This window comes from Serratia sp. FGI94 (genome assembly GCF_000330865.1).
In the GTDB taxonomy this organism is placed as follows: domain Bacteria; phylum Pseudomonadota; class Gammaproteobacteria; order Enterobacterales; family Enterobacteriaceae; genus Serratia_B; species Serratia_B rubidaea.
The window spans coordinates 1962084-1978417 of the sequence record NC_020064.1; the positions used below are offsets into that span (position 1 = coordinate 1962084).

Annotated in this window: 16 protein-coding genes and 2 pseudogenes; 9 read left to right on the forward strand and 9 right to left on the reverse strand. The window is 51.5% G+C overall.

Going from position 1 to position 16334, the window contains the following annotated elements:
- Positions 1–88: 88 nt before the first annotated feature.
- From phoQ to rluE, 8 genes are all read right to left on the reverse strand, one after another.
- Positions 89–1543, reverse strand: a complete 1455-nt coding sequence (phoQ, locus tag D781_RS08940) for a two-component system sensor histidine kinase PhoQ (protein ID WP_015671990.1) — start codon at positions 1541–1543, stop codon at positions 89–91.
- 5 nt (positions 1544–1548) lie between these two features.
- Positions 1549–2220, reverse strand: a complete 672-nt coding sequence (gene phoP / locus D781_RS08945; RefSeq protein ID WP_015671991.1) for a two-component system response regulator PhoP — start codon at positions 2218–2220, stop codon at positions 1549–1551.
- Positions 2221–2464: 244 nt separating this feature from the next.
- Entirely contained in the window at positions 2465–3835 is a 1371-nt protein-coding gene (purB, locus tag D781_RS08950) for an adenylosuccinate lyase (RefSeq protein ID WP_015671992.1), read from the reverse strand.
- 21 nt (positions 3836–3856) lie between these two features.
- Positions 3857–4483 carry a high frequency lysogenization protein HflD gene (gene hflD / locus D781_RS08955; protein WP_015671993.1) on the reverse strand — a complete coding sequence of 209 codons (627 nt, stop codon included), beginning with the start codon at positions 4481–4483 and terminating at the stop codon, positions 3857–3859.
- A 169-nt stretch (positions 4484–4652) separates the two neighbouring features.
- Positions 4653–5765 carry a tRNA 2-thiouridine(34) synthase MnmA gene (gene mnmA / locus D781_RS08960; protein WP_015671994.1) on the reverse strand — a complete coding sequence of 371 codons (1113 nt, stop codon included), beginning with the start codon at positions 5763–5765 and terminating at the stop codon, positions 4653–4655.
- A gap of 97 nt (positions 5766–5862) precedes the next feature.
- Positions 5863–6309 carry an NUDIX hydrolase gene (locus tag D781_RS08965; RefSeq protein WP_015671995.1) on the reverse strand — a complete coding sequence of 149 codons (447 nt, stop codon included), beginning with the start codon at positions 6307–6309 and terminating at the stop codon, positions 5863–5865.
- A gap of 9 nt (positions 6310–6318) precedes the next feature.
- Positions 6319–6654 (reverse strand): hypothetical protein, encoded by a 336-nt coding sequence (locus D781_RS08970; protein ID WP_015671996.1) that lies wholly within the window; start codon positions 6652–6654, stop codon positions 6319–6321.
- A 19-nt stretch (positions 6655–6673) separates the two neighbouring features.
- Positions 6674–7300 (reverse strand): 23S rRNA pseudouridine(2457) synthase RluE, encoded by a 627-nt coding sequence (rluE, locus tag D781_RS08975; protein WP_041411775.1) that lies wholly within the window; start codon positions 7298–7300, stop codon positions 6674–6676.
- Between the two features lie 132 nt (positions 7301–7432).
- Here rluE and icd point away from each other — a divergent pair, with 132 nt between their 5' ends.
- The 8 genes and pseudogenes from icd (at position 7433) to umuC (ending at position 14069) form a co-directional block, all read left to right on the forward strand.
- Positions 7433–8686, forward strand: a complete 1254-nt coding sequence (gene icd / locus D781_RS08980; RefSeq protein ID WP_015671998.1) for an NADP-dependent isocitrate dehydrogenase — start codon at positions 7433–7435, stop codon at positions 8684–8686.
- 235 nt (positions 8687–8921) lie between these two features.
- A complete protein-coding gene (locus tag D781_RS08985; protein ID WP_015671999.1) occupies positions 8922–9821 on the forward strand; it encodes an HNH endonuclease signature motif containing protein in 900 nt (299 codons plus the stop codon).
- A gap of 250 nt (positions 9822–10071) precedes the next feature.
- Positions 10072–10647, forward strand: coding sequence for a hypothetical protein (locus D781_RS08990; RefSeq protein WP_015672000.1), 576 nt, complete (start codon positions 10072–10074; stop codon positions 10645–10647).
- A gap of 33 nt (positions 10648–10680) precedes the next feature.
- Positions 10681–10767: pseudogene (locus D781_RS22645) on the forward strand (DUF4113 domain-containing protein); the annotation flags it as partial.
- Between the two features lie 63 nt (positions 10768–10830).
- A complete protein-coding gene (locus tag D781_RS08995; RefSeq protein ID WP_015672001.1) occupies positions 10831–11727 on the forward strand; it encodes a hypothetical protein in 897 nt (298 codons plus the stop codon).
- 256 nt (positions 11728–11983) lie between these two features.
- A pseudogene (locus D781_RS22650) lies at positions 11984–12154 on the forward strand (isocitrate/isopropylmalate family dehydrogenase); the annotation flags it as partial.
- Positions 12155–12378: 224 nt separating this feature from the next.
- Positions 12379–12801, forward strand: coding sequence for a translesion error-prone DNA polymerase V autoproteolytic subunit (gene umuD / locus D781_RS09000; protein ID WP_015672002.1), 423 nt, complete (start codon positions 12379–12381; stop codon positions 12799–12801).
- Complete coding sequence (gene umuC, locus D781_RS09005) at positions 12801–14069, forward strand: translesion error-prone DNA polymerase V subunit UmuC (protein ID WP_015672003.1); 1269 nt, start codon at positions 12801–12803, stop codon at positions 14067–14069. The genes umuD and umuC overlap by 1 nt, the downstream gene beginning before the upstream one ends.
- Positions 14070–14332: 263 nt before the next feature.
- On the opposite strand, the gene D781_RS22655 is transcribed toward umuC, so the two are convergent.
- Complete coding sequence (locus D781_RS22655) at positions 14333–15388, reverse strand: acyltransferase (protein WP_015672004.1); 1056 nt, start codon at positions 15386–15388, stop codon at positions 14333–14335.
- A 559-nt stretch (positions 15389–15947) separates the two neighbouring features.
- Here D781_RS22655 and D781_RS23615 point away from each other — a divergent pair.
- The gene (locus D781_RS23615) at positions 15948–16187 is read left to right on the forward strand and encodes a hypothetical protein (RefSeq protein WP_015672005.1); all 240 of its coding nucleotides are present in this window, start codon (positions 15948–15950) and stop codon (positions 16185–16187) included.
- The last annotated feature ends 147 nt before the right edge of the window (positions 16188–16334 follow it).

Consider the following 16334-nt stretch of genomic DNA (forward strand, 5'->3'; position numbering starts at 1 on the left):
TGTGCCTGTAGAGGATTATATACTCTTCGTCGCTGAAGCTGCAGCATTGTCGGCAGAGATCCGGCGCGTGGCGCGCCGGTGTGCGGCATTATTCGCCGTGTGCGTCGTACTGGCGGGCAAAGGTGACCATCATGCGCGCGCCGCCGAGCGGGCTGTCGGCGATGGCGATCTCCCCGTCGTACTGTTCGATAATTTCCGCCGCTACCGACAGGCCCAGCCCCTGACCGGGGCTGAGGGTGTCGACGCGCTGGCCGCGCTGGAAGATCAGCGAGCGTTTGCTCTGCGGGATGCCGGGGCCGTCATCGTCCACTACGATGGTCAGGTGTTCGTCGGAGTGCTTGGTGGTGATTTCGACAAACTCCAGGCAGTATTTACAGGCGTTTTCCAGCACGTTGCCCATCACTTCCATAAAGTCGTTTTTCTCGCCGATAAAGGTGACCTCCGGCGAAATATCCAGCGTAATCACCACGCCCTTGCGCTGGTAGACCTTGTTCAGCGCCAGGCTCAGGCTGTCGAGCAGCGCCGGCACCGAGTGGATCTCGCGCGTCAGCACCGTTTGCCCGGAGTTGATGCTGGCGCGGTGCAGGTAATAGCCAATCTGCTGCGAGATGCGGCCGATCTGCTCCAGCATGATCGGCTCCGCCTCTTCGATAGTGGTCTGCTTGCCGGAACGCAGCGAGCGCAGCGTCGTCTGCAGCACCGCCAGCGGCGTTTTCAGGCTGTGGGTCAGGTCGGACAGCGTGGTGCGGTACTTGGTGTAACGCTGACGCTCATTGCGTACCAGAATATTGAGGTTGCGCACCAGGCCGCGCAGTTCGCTGGGGGGATTTTCATCCAGCTGCTCGCGTTCGCCGTTTTCCAGATCGCCGACCTGATGGATCAGCGTTTTGATCGGCCGCAGGCTCCAGTAGGCGGCCAGCCACAGCAGCGGCACTACCAGCAGCAGGTTGGCCAGCAGCACGTAGCTGAACCACTCCCACACCACGTCCGAGCGCTGCAGCTCCTGTGGAATGGAGTCGACCACTACAATGGTCAGCGCCGGCAGGCGCGCGGTGGCGGCATAGGTATTGACCGCCACCGAGTGGGTTAACGCATTTTGGTCGGAGGCGTCGTAGTCCTTCAGCTGATCCTGCGCCTTGGGGTTATCGCCCAGCACTTCGCTGCTGATGCGGGTGTCGGTGTCGATTTCGTAAAATCCGGCCTCTTTCAGCCATTTTTTGTCGATCAGCCTTTCCAGCTCGGGCATCTGGCGCTGGCTCCACAGCAGGTGACCGTGCTGATCATAGATAAACACCAGCGTCGGGGAGTTCAGATCGATATCCGGCGGAATGGCGATGGTGAGTTTTTGGTCCTTCCACTGGGCCAGGCTGAAAAACAGATTGCTCTCGCTGCGCAGCAGGCGGAAGGCGGTTTTGTCGAAGCTGACAATATAGCCGACCACCGCCACCAGACCATAGGAGAGTGACAGCGCCAGAATGACGCCGGCGGTCGCCATCAGAAAGCGGGCGCGCAGCGAGAACGGTTTTTTATCCCTGTTGAACATAACTCTCACTTAATGTCGAAGCGGTATCCCTGGCCGCGCACCGTGGTGATCACCTCCTGCGGGTGTTCAGCCTGGAGCTTTTTACGCAGCCGGCCCATCAGCACGTCGATGGTGTGGCTTTCGCGCAGTTCGGCGTCGGGGTAGAGCTGCAGCATCAGCAGATCTTTGCTCACCACCTTGCCGGCGTTGCGGATCAGCGTTTCGATGATGGTGTATTCAAACGCCGTCAGCTTGATCTGCTGCTCGTTGACGCACAGTTCGCGGCGCGACAGATCGATCTGGAAGGGCGGCAGCACGATCACCTGCGAGGCGAGGCCGCTGTTGCGGCGCATCAGGGCCTGCATACGGGCGATCACCTCTTCCAGGTGGAAAGGTTTAGTGACATAGTCGTCGGCGCCGGCTTCCAGCACCGCCACTTTGTCCTGCCAGCTTTCGCGGGCGGTCAGCACCAGAATCGGCAGTTTGACCTGGTGCGCGCGCCAGCGGCGGATCAGCGCCAGCCCGTCCTCGCCCGGCAGGCCAAGATCGACAATGGCGATATCCGGCGCGTGTTCCTGCAGGAAATAGTCCGCTTCCTTGCTGTCTTCCGCCGCGTCGACCTGATGCCCCATCTCGCGCATCTGCACCGAAAGGTGATGACGCAGCAGACCATTATCTTCAACCACCAGTATTCGCATCGATAATCTCCTGTTTTCGCGCGGGTGCGGCTCCAATCACCCAAATTATATAGGTATCACGCAATTAAGCACGGTTTTCCCGGATTGCGGGAGCGGATTACGGCTTAATTATCGGCAGCGGCCGGTAAACGTTGATTCAACGACGGCGGGGTGAAGCTAAACCAAACTTAAACGGAACGGGGGGCGAGGGCGGGGGGATAAAAAAAGGCGGCCCGGAGGCCGCCTGGCTGCGCGTCAGCGCGGATTATTTCAGCTCGTCCACCATGGTGGTGGCGCGGCCGATATAGTTGGCCGGCGTCATCGCCTTCAGACGGGTTTTCTCGTCTTCCGGCAGCGCCAGGCCGTCGATAAACGCCTGCATGCCGGCGGCGTCCACGCGTTTGCCGCGGGTCAGCTCTTTCAGCTTCTCGTACGGCTTTTCAATGCCGTAGCGGCGCATTACGGTCTGGATCGGCTCGGCCAGCACTTCCCAGTTGTGGTCCAGTTCATCCAGCAGGTGCGCCTGGTTCACTTCCAGCTTGCTGATGCCCTTCAGGGTGGCCTGATAGGCGATCAGCGCATAGCCGATGCCCACGCCCAGGTTGCGCAGCACGGTGGAGTCGGTCAGGTCGCGCTGCCAGCGGGAAACCGGCAGTTTGCTCGCCAGGTGGCCCAGCACGGCGTTGGCCAGGCCCAGGTTGCCTTCGGAGTTTTCGAAGTCAATCGGGTTAACCTTGTGCGGCATGGTGGAGGAGCCGATTTCGCCGGCGATGGTCTTCTGCTTGAAGTGGTTCAGCGCGATGTAGCCCCAGATATCGCGATCGAAGTCGATCAGGATGGTGTTGAAGCGCGCGATGCAGTCGAACAGTTCGGCGATATAGTCGTGCGGTTCGATCTGGGTGGTGTACGGGTTCCAGGTAATGCCCAGTGAGGTGACGAACTCTTCGCTGAAGCGGTGCCAGTCCACTTCCGGGTAGGCGACGATGTGCGCGTTGTAGTTGCCGACGGCGCCGTTGATTTTACCGAGGATCTCGACGCGCTCCAGCTGGCGGTACTGACGCTCCATGCGGTACGCCACGTTGGCCAGCTCTTTACCGACGGTAGACGGCGTGGCCGGCTGGCCGTGGGTGCGGGACAGCAGCGGGATATCACGGTATTCCTGCGCCAGTTTGGCGATGGCGTCGATGGTCTGACGCCAGTAAGGCAGCACCACGTCCTGGCGGGCGGTACTCAGCATCAGCGCGTGGGACAGGTTATTGATATCTTCGGAGGTACAGGCGAAGTGGATAAATTCGGACACCGCGTGCAGCGCCGGTACTGCCGCCACTTTCTCTTTCAGAAAATATTCGACCGCTTTCACATCGTGGTTGGTGGTGCGCTCGATGGTTTTGATGCGCCGGGCGTCTTCTTCGCTGAATTCTGCCACGATCTTGTCGAGGAAAGCGTTTGCGTCGGCGTCAAAAGCAGGAACTTCCTTGATTTCTGCGCAGGCCGCCAGTTTTTGCAGCCAACGTACTTCAACCTGTACGCGGAATTTCAGCAGGCCGAATTCGCTGAAAATGGTGCGCAGTGCGCTGACTTTATCACCGTAGCGTCCGTCAACGGGGGAAACGGCGGTCAGTGAGGATAATTCCATCGGTAGCAACTCCTGGGAAAATTAACAATGAGCAACGATATTTTGCGCCTGCGTGAACAGACGATTACGGGAAAACATTAACTGCAGGCGGCTGCCGCCGACCTGTTGCCACAGCACGGCGGCGCGGATGCCGGCCAGCAGCGTGGCGCGCACCTTGGCCTGCACCTGGCTGTTTTGCAAAATGGCCGGTGAACCGGTGACCTGAATGCGCGGCCCCAGCGGGCTGACCACGTCGACATAGATGCCGGCCAGCGCGCTGATAATGGTGTCGGATTCCAGCTCGAAGTGCGCCAGCTGGCGTTCCAGCTGTTCAAGGCGTTCGCCGAGGGTATTCATCGCCTGCTTGTTGGCGTTGAGCTTGCGCTCCAGCACCATCAGGCTGATGGTGTAGCGGGTCAGTTCGGCGCCGGGGCCTTTATTGTTGGCGTTCAGTACGCCCATCAGCGTTTCCAGGCCGACTTTCAAATTACGCTCTTCACCGCCGAATACCGCCAGCGTGGAGGCGGGGTTCATCTGCAACAGGCTGCTGAGCGAGGTGTGCAACGCTTCGCGGTCGCATTGCCCTTCATGCGCCAACTGCTGAACCAAACGCGCTGACTGGCTGATTCCGGCCATGGCCAACGTGATGTCATAATAATTCTTCGCCACGAATACTCCTGTATACGGTACATGGCTTACGGTGACAGGCTGCGTGGCGGTAAAATAATAACCTCTGCCCGCGCCGGTAACGATAATGATCGTGAATGTTGCAAATCATGCCATAAAACGCGGGCCAAACCCAGCGCGCATTGCGTCCGCGCCGGGCGATGGCCGGCGATTACTCCGCGGTGAGCGGCAGGCGCTGTTCGATGATACCGCCGCCCAGGCAGATTTCGCCCTGGTAGAACACCGCCGACTGGCCCGGCGTGACCGCCGCTACCGGCTCGTCGAAGCGCACTTCGATGCGTTGCTCGTCGATCGGGGTGATGGTGCACGGCAGATCCTGCTGGCGGTAGCGGGTTTTCACCGTACAGCGCAGCGGGGCGGTCAGCGGCTGGCGGTCAACCCAATGCAGCTGCTGGGCGATCAGGCCGACCGACATCAGGCGCGGATGATCGTGGCCCTGAGCGACGATCAGCACGTTGTTGGCGACGTCTTTGTCGACCACGTACCACGGATCTTCGCTGCTGTCTTTCATGCCGCCGATGCCGAGCCCTTTACGCTGGCCCAGCGTGTGGTACATCAGCCCCTGATGCTGGCCGATGGTCTGACCGTCGACGGTCATAATCGGGCCGGGCTGCGCCGGCAGGTAGCGGCCGAGGAAGTCGCGGAACTTGCGCTCGCCGATAAAGCAGATGCCGGTGGAGTCTTTTTTCTTGGCGGTGACCAGCTCCAGCTGTTCGGCGATGCGGCGCACCTCCGGCTTTTCCAGCTCGCCGACCGGGAACAGGCTCTGCGCTACCTGCTCGTGGCTCAGGGTATACAGGAAGTAGCTCTGGTCTTTGTTGCCATCGACGCCGCGCAGCAGGCGGCTTTTGCCGTCAACGTCCTGGCGGCGCACGTAGTGGCCGGTGGCGATATAGTCGGCGCCCAGATCTTCGGCGGCGAATTCCAGGAAGGCTTTAAACTTGATCTCTTTATTGCACAGGATGTCCGGGTTCGGCGTGCGGCCGGCCTTGTACTCTTCTAAAAACAGCTCGAACACGTTGTCCCAGTATTCCGCCGCGAAGTTGACCGTGTGCAGCTCAATGCCGAGCTTGTCGCAGACCGCCTGGGCGTCGGCCAGATCGGTCGCTGCGGAGCAGTACTCTTCGTCATCGTCTTCTTCCCAGTTCTTCATAAACAGCCCAGCGACCTGGTAGCCCTGTTGCTGTAACAGATAGGCGGTAACGGAAGAGTCGACGCCGCCGGACATACCGACGATTACTTTTTTCTGGCTGTTGTCTGACATGGGGATCTCACGAACTTGAACACGAACCGTGCTGATAAAAAAACAGGCGCAGGATTTTACCACGATGGCGGCCTGCGCGCACGGCACTTATTGTGCTTCAGTACGGCCAGTTAAAACTGCCGATCAGCGAGAGCGGGTAGCGCTCGGGCTGCCGGTAGCAGCGCAGGCTCTCTGCCACCAGCGGCGAGCGCAGGTTGGGGGCGTGCAGAATCTCGTCGGCGCTGAGCCACAGGCAGCGGTCGATATCGCTGTCCTGCGGCGCGGTCGGCGCGATCTCCGGCAGTTCGACGACGAAGCAAAAGCGCAGGAACGGCGTGCCGTCCGGCGCGATCCACTGATGCATCTTCAGGAACGACTGCGGCGCGGCGCGGATGCCGGTCTCTTCCCACAGTTCGCGCTCGGCGGCCTGCAGCAGCGTCTCGTCGGCCTCCAGGTGGCCGGCGGGCTGGTTCCACAGCGCCTTATGGTTCACGGTCTCTTCGACGATTAAAAACTTGCCGGCGGCGTGCACCACGTTGGCGACGGTAACGTGCGGTTTGAACATGGCGCCTCCTTACAATGGCCGGTCGATTTTGTTGTAAATCGCGTCCAGCTCGCCGATGCGCTGGCGGTAGCTGTTGCTCAGGCAGGCGACGTCGCCGCCGCACTGTTTACGCGTTGCCAGCCAGCGGCTTTGCTGGTCCTGCATTTCGCCGCGGAAGCCCATGGCGAACAGGCCGCGCAGAAACTGATACTTGGTGGCCATTTCAACGTCTTTATCGCTCAGCGAGCGGCTGGCGCAAATCGCCTGTTCATCCTTGGCGACCGCCTGGCGGCAGTCGAAACTGGCGGCCTGCGCGCCGGCGGCGCACAGCAGCGTGGTTAACAGCAGGGTAGGTAACGTTTTCATGGCGCAACTCTCCGATTGGCTACGGTGAATCCGTGGTTTTCCATTCACCGGGCTGCAAGTCGCCCAATGAAAGATTACCCATACTGTAGCGAATCAGGCGCAGGGTAGGGAACCCGATATGCGCCGTCATGCGACGCACCTGACGATTTCGTCCTTCATGCAGCGTGATTTTCAGCCAGCTGGTGGGGATGCTTTTACGCTCGCGGATCGGCGGCGTACGCGGCCACAGCCAGGCGGGTTCCGCCACCCGTTCGACGCCGGCGGGCAGGGTGGGGCCGTCCTTCAGCGTCACGCCGCTGCGCAGCGGCGCCAGATCGCTCTCCTGCGGATCGCCTTCCACCTGGACGTAATAGACTTTGCCGGTGCGTTTGCCCGGCTGGGTGAGCGCCGCCTGCAGTTTGCCGTCGTTGGTCAGCACCAGCAGCCCTTCGCTGTCGCGGTCCAGGCGGCCGGCGGCGTAGACGTCGTTAAAGGGAATAAATTCCTTTAGCGTGGCGCGGCCGGCTTCATCGGTGAACTGCGGCAGCACATCGAAGGGCTTGTTGAATAACACCACCCGGCGCGGCCCCGACGCCGCGGGGCGTTTGGCGCTATTCGGTCGGCTGAATCGTTTAACTTGGTGTTTTTTAACAGGGAATTTATTCATATCTATTGTACTTGCGAATGATAGGCGCATTATAACTGAATCCGTTTCGGATTGGCGCGGATTGAATATTCGAGTAGTATTGACACGCATCTTACAAAGCATTAACAAAAATTGCGCTTGAAGGAGAGGTTGATGGAAAGCAAAGTAGTTGTTCCGGCAGAAGGTAAAAAAATTACGGTCGATGCCCAGGGTAAACTGGTTGTTCCGCATAACCCGATCATTCCGTTCATCGAAGGCGACGGTATCGGCGTTGACGTGACCCCTGCCATGATTAATGTGGTTAATGCTGCAGTTGAGAAGGCTTACCACGGCGAGCGTAAAATCTCCTGGATGGAAATCTACACCGGCGAAAAATCTACCCACGTTTACGGGAAAGACGTGTGGCTGCCGGAAGAAACTCTGGACCTGATCCGCGATTACCGCGTTGCCATCAAAGGCCCACTGACCACCCCGGTCGGCGGCGGTATCCGTTCTCTGAACGTTGCCCTGCGTCAGCAGCTGGATCTGTATGTCTGCCTGCGCCCGGTGCGTTACTATCAGGGCACCCCTAGCCCGGTTAAACACCCAGAACTGACCGATATGGTGATCTTCCGTGAAAACGCCGAAGACATCTACGCCGGTATCGAGTGGAAAGCCGGCTCTGCCGAAGCGGATAAAGTGATCAAATTCCTGCGCGACGAGATGGGCGTGCAGAAAATCCGTTTCCCAGAGCAGTGCGGCATCGGCGTGAAGCCATGTTCAGAAGAAGGCACCAAGCGTCTGGTACGTGCGGCGATCGAATATGCGATCGTCAACGACCGTGACTCTGTGACTCTGGTTCACAAAGGCAACATCATGAAGTTCACCGAAGGTGCCTTCAAGGACTGGGGCTACGAACTGGCGCGCGAAGAGTTCGGCGGCGAACTGATTGACGGCGGCCCGTGGCTGAAAATCAAAAACCCGAACACCGGTAAAGAGATCGTGGTTAAAGACGTGATCGCCGACGCCTTCCTGCAGCAGATCCTGCTGCGTCCGGCGGAGTACGACGTGATCGCCTGTATGAACCTGAACGGCGACTACATCTCTGACGCACTGGCTGCGCAGGTTGGCGGCATCGGCATCGCGCCGGGCGCCAACATCGGCGACGAGTGCGCGCTGTTCGAAGCTACCCACGGCACCGCACCAAAATATGCCGGCCAGGACAAAGTGAACCCAGGTTCCGTTATCCTGTCTGCAGAAATGATGCTGCGTCACCTGGGCTGGTTCGAAGCGGCCGACCTGATCGTTAAAGGCATGGAAGGCGCCATTGCCGCCAAGACCGTGACCTATGACTTCGAACGCCTGATGGAAGGCGCTAAGCTGCTGAAATGTTCAGAGTTTGGCGACGCTATCGTCGAACATATGTAATGGTGTTTAAGCGTTAAATGATAACGGGAGCCTGATGGTTCCCGTTTTTTATTATTCAAATTGCAACGGTTATCAAAACGTTATCAAAATAAGTTATCAAAACTCGGCCATTTTGGCGCTTTTGAGCGTATAGATCTAAAGGTTGAGCTGCGTCTAAACTTTGCTATGAAATGGACGATAAACTACCTGCAACTGCATTTTTTTAGCATGAGATAAAATTCTACAAGGAGTGTTAATGAGCTTTTTTTGGGTGAATATTGGTAGCAGTTTTAATGAGGTTAAAGAACATAATTTCCTCTGGGCTCCGCAATATGGCATGAATAAGCATGGGAAAAAGTTTAATAATGCCTCTTGGGAAACAGTGAAGGATGTAAAAGTAGGTGACGTCATCTTTTGTAATAAGGATCGAGAGATTGTCTATGTAGCGACTGCTACAGCCGATGCTGATGATGCACCGCGGCCACCTAATCGATCTTTTGATAAGTGGGAGCGTGAAGGAACCAAGGTAGATGTAGATTTGACCGTTTTAGAGCATCCAATCGATATTTTGCAGTTCAGAGATACGTTTATGGCTGCGTTTAATGAGTTAAGTCGGCCAACAGTTTTTGCTGAGAACGGGTTTTGCACGCAGACCTACATGTGCGAAATACCCGAAACTGCAGCAAAAATGATAGCAAGTTTTATTAACGACAATATTTCAATAGACTTCAATAAGCAGACTGCCACGGTGAAAGAGGCGAGAGGAAGTACTAAATCAACAGTCATTCAGGCTCGCGTTGGTCACGGTCCCTACCGAGATAAATTATTTAAGAAGTGGGGCGGAAAATGCGCGGTAACAGGCATTGCGCTTGAGTCAATGCTAACCGCGTCCCATATTGTTTCGTGGTCTATCTCAAATGACAAAGAGAAAGTTGACCCTTACAACGGATTCCCCCTCATTCCTAACCTGGACAGATTGTTTGATCGGGGTATGATCAGTTTTGATGATAATGGGCACTTATTGCACAAGAAAGAATTTGCAAGTCTGCTTCGTGATTTAAAAATTCCCTTGGACTCAAAAATTGATGGGCTGTTTGGTGAGAATAAAAAATACTTAAAACGGCACCGTGTGACGTTTGGGTTTGAGAAAGAGTAAAAGCTTGAGGGGGACCCTCAGTTTATTAGTTCAGACCCGACACGGCACAGAGTCAAACCCAATCCGACAGGCAGCTCTGTGCTAGAAGCGGACGTTGGAGTGCTGGAGATTCTATGATAGTGGATCGGTAGTTTTGTAGGGATGATAACGCTGACATTAAGATGGTAATGGGGTACGCTCAATTTGCACCGGGTCGTCACAACCAAGCCATCCACTTGACCCCTCTTAACGACATGGATTGAATGACGTTATGGAAAATAAATACAAACATGACCTTCACGAAATTCTTTGTTTGAAAACGATTGGTGAATCTTTCGAGGCTTATCGCGTCGATGATTATGACAAGATGGTCCTTGAGTGGGCAGAAAGAAAGCTACTATCGGGCAATAATTCTGAATCATTGCTAATTTTAGCCTCCCTCAATTTAGATAAACGTCCTGATCCAGATGAAATTGAGCGCTACCTTTATGCATATATGCTTGAACAAAACATCATTATGCCCAGCATCAACGCTAGTGCAATGACGTGGCTAAGGATCAAAGCCTGGTATCTTATGCATGCCGAGACTTCCAAAGAATTAGAGTTACGGCTGCATCAAATCCCTGCATTTCACTCATCTCCGGGTTCTCGTATCCTCAGCAACATCTGCTGGCAGTTTTACCGCATATACGATGATCTCTATGATGATTGGGGGCCTGGATATCCCTCTAAGGCCTCAGCGATGAAGGAGGCAGACATTATTGATTTTGTGAAATGCCGCGTGAAGCCTTTCTATCGCATTCTCTGCAGGTCTGATTGGGCATGGGTTTTGACCCATGCCTCATAGACAATCTAGTGGCAGCAGTCCAGACAAGGTGCGCAACAGGTGTGGTCAATGAAGCGTGAGCTACTATCACCAGTTTATACAACTCGCATAACTGATCTCCCTATGGCTAAAGTATATTGAGAAAATAATTTATAACTGTATCATAATCATTGATTTTATAGGATTTCAAAATGGACATCGGTGATGAATTTTATTGATATAATGAACAATATTAAATCGCATTTAAAAGGTTTAACCTCAAGAGGTTTGGTGAAAATTCGGGATTTAAGGATATGGCAACTAGTTGTCATTTTTTCAGCTATGTTGCTAATCATTAATACTTTGAATTTGTCATTTTTAAAAGTCGATGTCATATCAGTATTCTTATTGCTTGTGATTCTGTCATCTCCATATGTGAAAGAAATAAAAAGAATAAAATATGGTGATTTTGAAGTTGAAAAAATAGACAGTCAAGAAATTGATGAGTTGGTATTTCAAGTGGAGGAGTCGTTGCCTCAAGAAAGGAATCCAAACGAAAGAATATATAAGCTAGAAAAAGACATTGAGATAATAAATGAGTTGAAGGGGCGTGATCCAACGTTAGCTTTCGCGAAGCTTAGAATTGAGATTGAAAAAAGAATTCATATGTATATGAAATTCTTGGGTGAATCTGATGGTATTAAAATACCGCCACTAAAACAATCAATCATGTCTTTGATTGAAAAAGGTGTTATAGCCGAGAACTTGGGGAAGCCATTACTCGATGTTATCTCAATATCAAATAGAGCAATCCATGGTGCTGACATAGATGAAGAGGACCAAGAGCGAGTTATTAGCTCAGGAATGATTTTGCTTGAAGAGTTGAGTTATGACATTGAGTCTAATTATGCAAGTGGTGAAATAATAAGTGAGTGCGAGATTTCAAATGAAGAGTGTGAAAATGAGTCTTATAATAGACAGTACCTTTTAACAACAATAATACCATTGGTTAACGGACCAAGAAAAACCGTAAGAAAAGTTACGCAAGAACAATTAAACAACTATTTTGAGTACTATAACGAATTCGCTGAGTTTATTGTTGAATTAAAACCAGTGGATTAGCATTACTAAAAAGGTAGTTCTATAAGGTAATCGGTTCAAATCTGTATCTGAGCAAAGCGACTACACATGTTTAGCTACCTTGGCTAATTATAGGTTAGAAGAGGGGAATGTACGCTGGAGTTCCGGAAAAACAAGTTATCAAAACCTAACATTAAGCTTTTCAATTCAGAATGTTATGAAAATGGTAAGACAGCCGGCAATGACATGTTTTTTGTTTTATTTTCTATATTAATCAATGTATTAATAGTGTAGTATCAAACTACTGCTGCGTCACCTGGGTTGGTTCGAAGCGGCCGACCTGATCGTTAAAGGCATGGAAGGCGCCATCGCCGCCAAGACCGTGACCTATGACTTCGAACGCCTGATGGAAGGCGCTAAGCTGCTGAAATGTTCAGAGTTTGGCGACGCTATCGTCGAACACATGTAATGTGTTGAGCGGTTGATTGAAAGCGGGAGCCTGAGTGCTCCCGTTTTTTATGCCCATTGCAACGTTATGGGGTCAGTCCGAGATAGCGATAGAACCTCATATTCATCCATAAAATCTATCTTTCTTTACCGATCAATACCCTACATTTCTAAGTAATATCCGAACTTCCCGCCGTTAAAATTTTGCGCTTATACTGTATAAAAACACAGTATCAAGGCAACATTATGACTCTCTTTTCTCCAACGCCAAACCCGGTAAAACTTGAACTACCGCTGTTCTCTGACAAAGTGCCCGCTGGTTTTCCCAGCCCCGCCGCGGATTACGTTAGCTCGCGCATCGATCTGAACGAATACTGTATCAGCCATCCTAATGCGACATATTTTCTCTATGCGACCGGCGACTCGATGCTTGAGGCGGGGATCACCGAAGGCTCGATGCTGGTTGTCGATCGCAGCATTGCTCCGGCACATGGCGATATCGTTATCGCGAGTATTGCCGGGGAGTTCACGGTAAAGCGTCTTTGTTTGCATCCGCGCGCCCAGTTGGAGCCGATGAATGCAAAGTATGAGCCGATCGTTCTACAGGATGACGGGGATAGCCTGGAGGTGGTGGGGGTTGTCGTGTCTTCGATTACGAGGCTCAAATAATGTACGCGCTTGCGGATGTGAACAGCTTTTACGCGAGCTGCGAAACGCTGTGGCGCCCGGACCTGCGCGGCCGTCCGGTCGTCGTGCTCTCAAATAATGACGGCTGCGTGGTGGCCAGAAACGAAGAGGCAAAGGCTCTCGGCATTAAAATGGGAGTGCCTTACTTCAAGGTTAAGCACCCTTTTGAGCGTGCTGGCGGCATCGCCTTCAGCAGCAATTATGAGCTGTACGCTGATATGTCGATGCGCGTGATGTCTGTACTGGAAGAGATGGCGCCGCGCGTTGAGATTTACTCAATTGATGAGAGCTTTATAGATCTGACCGGCGTGCGTTGCTGCGTTGAACTGGAAAACTTCGGCCGCCAGGTGAGGGCGAGAGTGCTGCGCGATACCGGCCTGACGGTGGGTATCGGCATTGCCCCAACCAAGACGCTGGCAAAACTGGCCAACCATGCGGCGAAAAAGTGGCCGGGGACCGGGGGCGTGGTGGATCTGTCCAGTGCCGGACGCCAACGCAAACTGATGGGGCTGGTGCCTGTCGCAGAGGTGTGGGGCATCGGCCGGCGGCTAGCGAAAAAGCTGCAGATCATGGGGATCGACACGGCGCTGCAGTTAGCCGATACCAGCACGGCAATGATACGAAAGCATTTTAGCGTGGTGATAGAAAAAACGGTGCGTGAGCTGCGCGGTGAACCGTGCCTGGAACTTGAAGAATTTGCGCCAACGAAGCAGCAGATCCTCTGCTCGCGTTCGTTTGGCGAGCGCATCACCGAATATGACGATATGCGCCAGGCTATCTGCATGTACGCGACGCGGGCGGCAGAAAAACTCCGTAAGGAGCATCAGTACTGCATGCACATCAGCGCCTGGCTCAAAACCAGCCCGTTCGCTATCAATGAGCAATACTACGGTAATTCGGCAAGTATAAAACTGAGCACGCCAACGCAAGATAGCCGCGACATTATCGCAGCGGCCGTGCGCTGCTTTGACGCTATTTGGCAGCCCGGGCATCGCTATCAAAAAGCGGGCGTTATGTTGCAGGACTTCTTCAGCCACGGCGTTGCACAGCTCGGATTGTTCGATGAGTACCAGCCGAGGCATAACAGTGAGCAACTGATGAGCGTTCTGGACCGGATCAATAATTCCGGAAGAGCCACGTTATGGTTCGCCGGTCAGGGCACGCAACAAGCGTGGTCGATGAAGCGCGAAATGCTGTCGCCGGCGTACACGACGCGCGTGAGCGATTTGCCACGGGCAAGAGTGTGCTAGAGCGAGTGAATATTGGTTATCAAAATCTCTGAAGATGTTTAAAACTCGGTGGGTTAAAAATGGGCGGAATGTGGGTTGGCTGGCTGGGTGGAAAGAGAAAAAAATATAATTTAAGTCAAACTATTATTGGTTTTTAGTCTTCGTTGGAGAAGATGGCAACCCGGAAATGGCTTGCTTACGTCTCGGTGACATGCTCTGGTGGAGTGTTAGTGTTGTGAGAGTTAGTGGCGGGATCCCGCCACTAACGTACGCTGTTTGCAATGTTAAGCTCTAGAGTTTAGAAATCCTAGAACTTTTCTCTCGACAAAAATATGAACTAAAATTCCCACAGTGGTACACGTGATGCAGGAAAAAATAACGATAATAGAAAAAGGTATTGATTGAATTATTTCAATCCGCTTCATTATGAATTTTATCACACCGATAGTAAGGAAGTGCGAAAGATATGTTACGTATGATGCATTTCCAATTAACTCAATTGATGTGCTAACAATGGGGGTCTTAGGCCTCCCTGTATTGAATAGGGCAAGGAAGAGAATCAGAGATGGAATTCCAAAATAAATGAAACGACCATTTCCGCGCAACTCACTTATATCATAAGGAAAATGGAATGGTATCGTCAGAATGGACGTTATGGATAACAAAACTAAAAAGTAAGACAGTGGTTTATTTACTCTCAAACCATTTTCACTGTGCATAAATACTGAGCACAGCAATACCCCAAATAAAAACTCAAGAGGAAGTGTTGATAAAAAATATTCTGATATATATTCCCCTTGGTATACTGTGTGAGATATAGACCATAGTGCTAGAGAGACACATATCAATGCTAAGCCATATCTTCTTGGGAAGATCATCGCTATTGCAAATATGAGGTAGAAAACAACTTCATATGATAACGTCCATGCAACCGCAAGAATAAGCGTGACATCTCCATTATCCATTTGTGAGGGGATGAAAAATAACGATGAAAGCAGCAGGCTATTGCTATATTTTAAGCTAAAGAATAACGATGGTATTGCAATAAGGATACCGGTTGTTATTAATGTAAAAATAACATACATGGGATATATTCTGATGGTTCTTTTTTTAAAGAACTTGCGAATATTTGCCATTCCCCCACCGAAATCATTCCAGTGTGCGTATGTTATTATAAAACCACTTATTATAAAGAATATATCCACCCCAGAGTTTGTTAGAATAACTAGCGGGCTGATGCTGTGGCCAAAAGATAACATTGCTGATGAATGAACAATCAAAACAAGAGAGGCAGCAATGGCCCTAAGTCCTGTGATTCCAAAAAAAATATTTTTCTTCATTTTTAATATCCATGTTTCCCTCAGCGGGATATTTTTGTTCCAGACTGGCTTCCAGTGGTGTGTAGTTCATAAAAGGTAACCATATTTTTGGTGTGGGATATTAACATTTGTCAGGGTTATGGCAAGCATTAGTAATTATTCATAAGTGAATTTAAATTACCATTTGATTTTAGCGGTTGTCTTATTATCAATCATTGATTGACCAAAACGTTAAAAATAGGGCTATAACAGCACCGTCAAGTGCGTGATCTATGACTTGAAAAGCTTTATGGAAGACGCCAATATGCTTAAATATTAATATTTTGCGCTAAAATAATTAAGTATGTTTAATCTGTTTGGCGTATTAATTCTCTTGCCGTCACACCTTTCACTAAATGTACAAAAAAACATCACCTTTGCGTTGTCATAGTGTTGTAGGCGCCTCTCTATGATAGATGTGGTTGAATATTTATTGTCATTTTTGTAAATGATGTGTGAGGAAACTAACAACATAAGATAGTTGTGGACGTTGCTGTGAAACGCTAAGAATAGTGTTCGACATACAAAGGAGAGAATGAAAATGAAAAAAATTACTACGAATGAACTTCTGGATACTTATGTTTTTACTGGAGAAAAACCTTCGCGTGTAAAATATGAGGTATATGACAACTACAGCGAGTTGACAGCGGATGTTACTGTATATCGTATCGACCCTGTAGGGATAGCGTCTCGTGATATTATTTTATTAGGTACATCTCGAGAACACCCTGATCTTGCTTTTGATGAAGTAAATAGTCATTTCGAGAAAAAGTATGCCTAATGAGTATTCATACAGTGAGTAAACCCACTATTTGGTGGGTTTTTTACTTTTGCTATTTTTAATGAATTAAAATCGCAGTCTGTGGTGTTGTTACTTTGGATAGATTTTCATCATGCGATCGGTCGTCATTTATTAAAGACCCTTTGT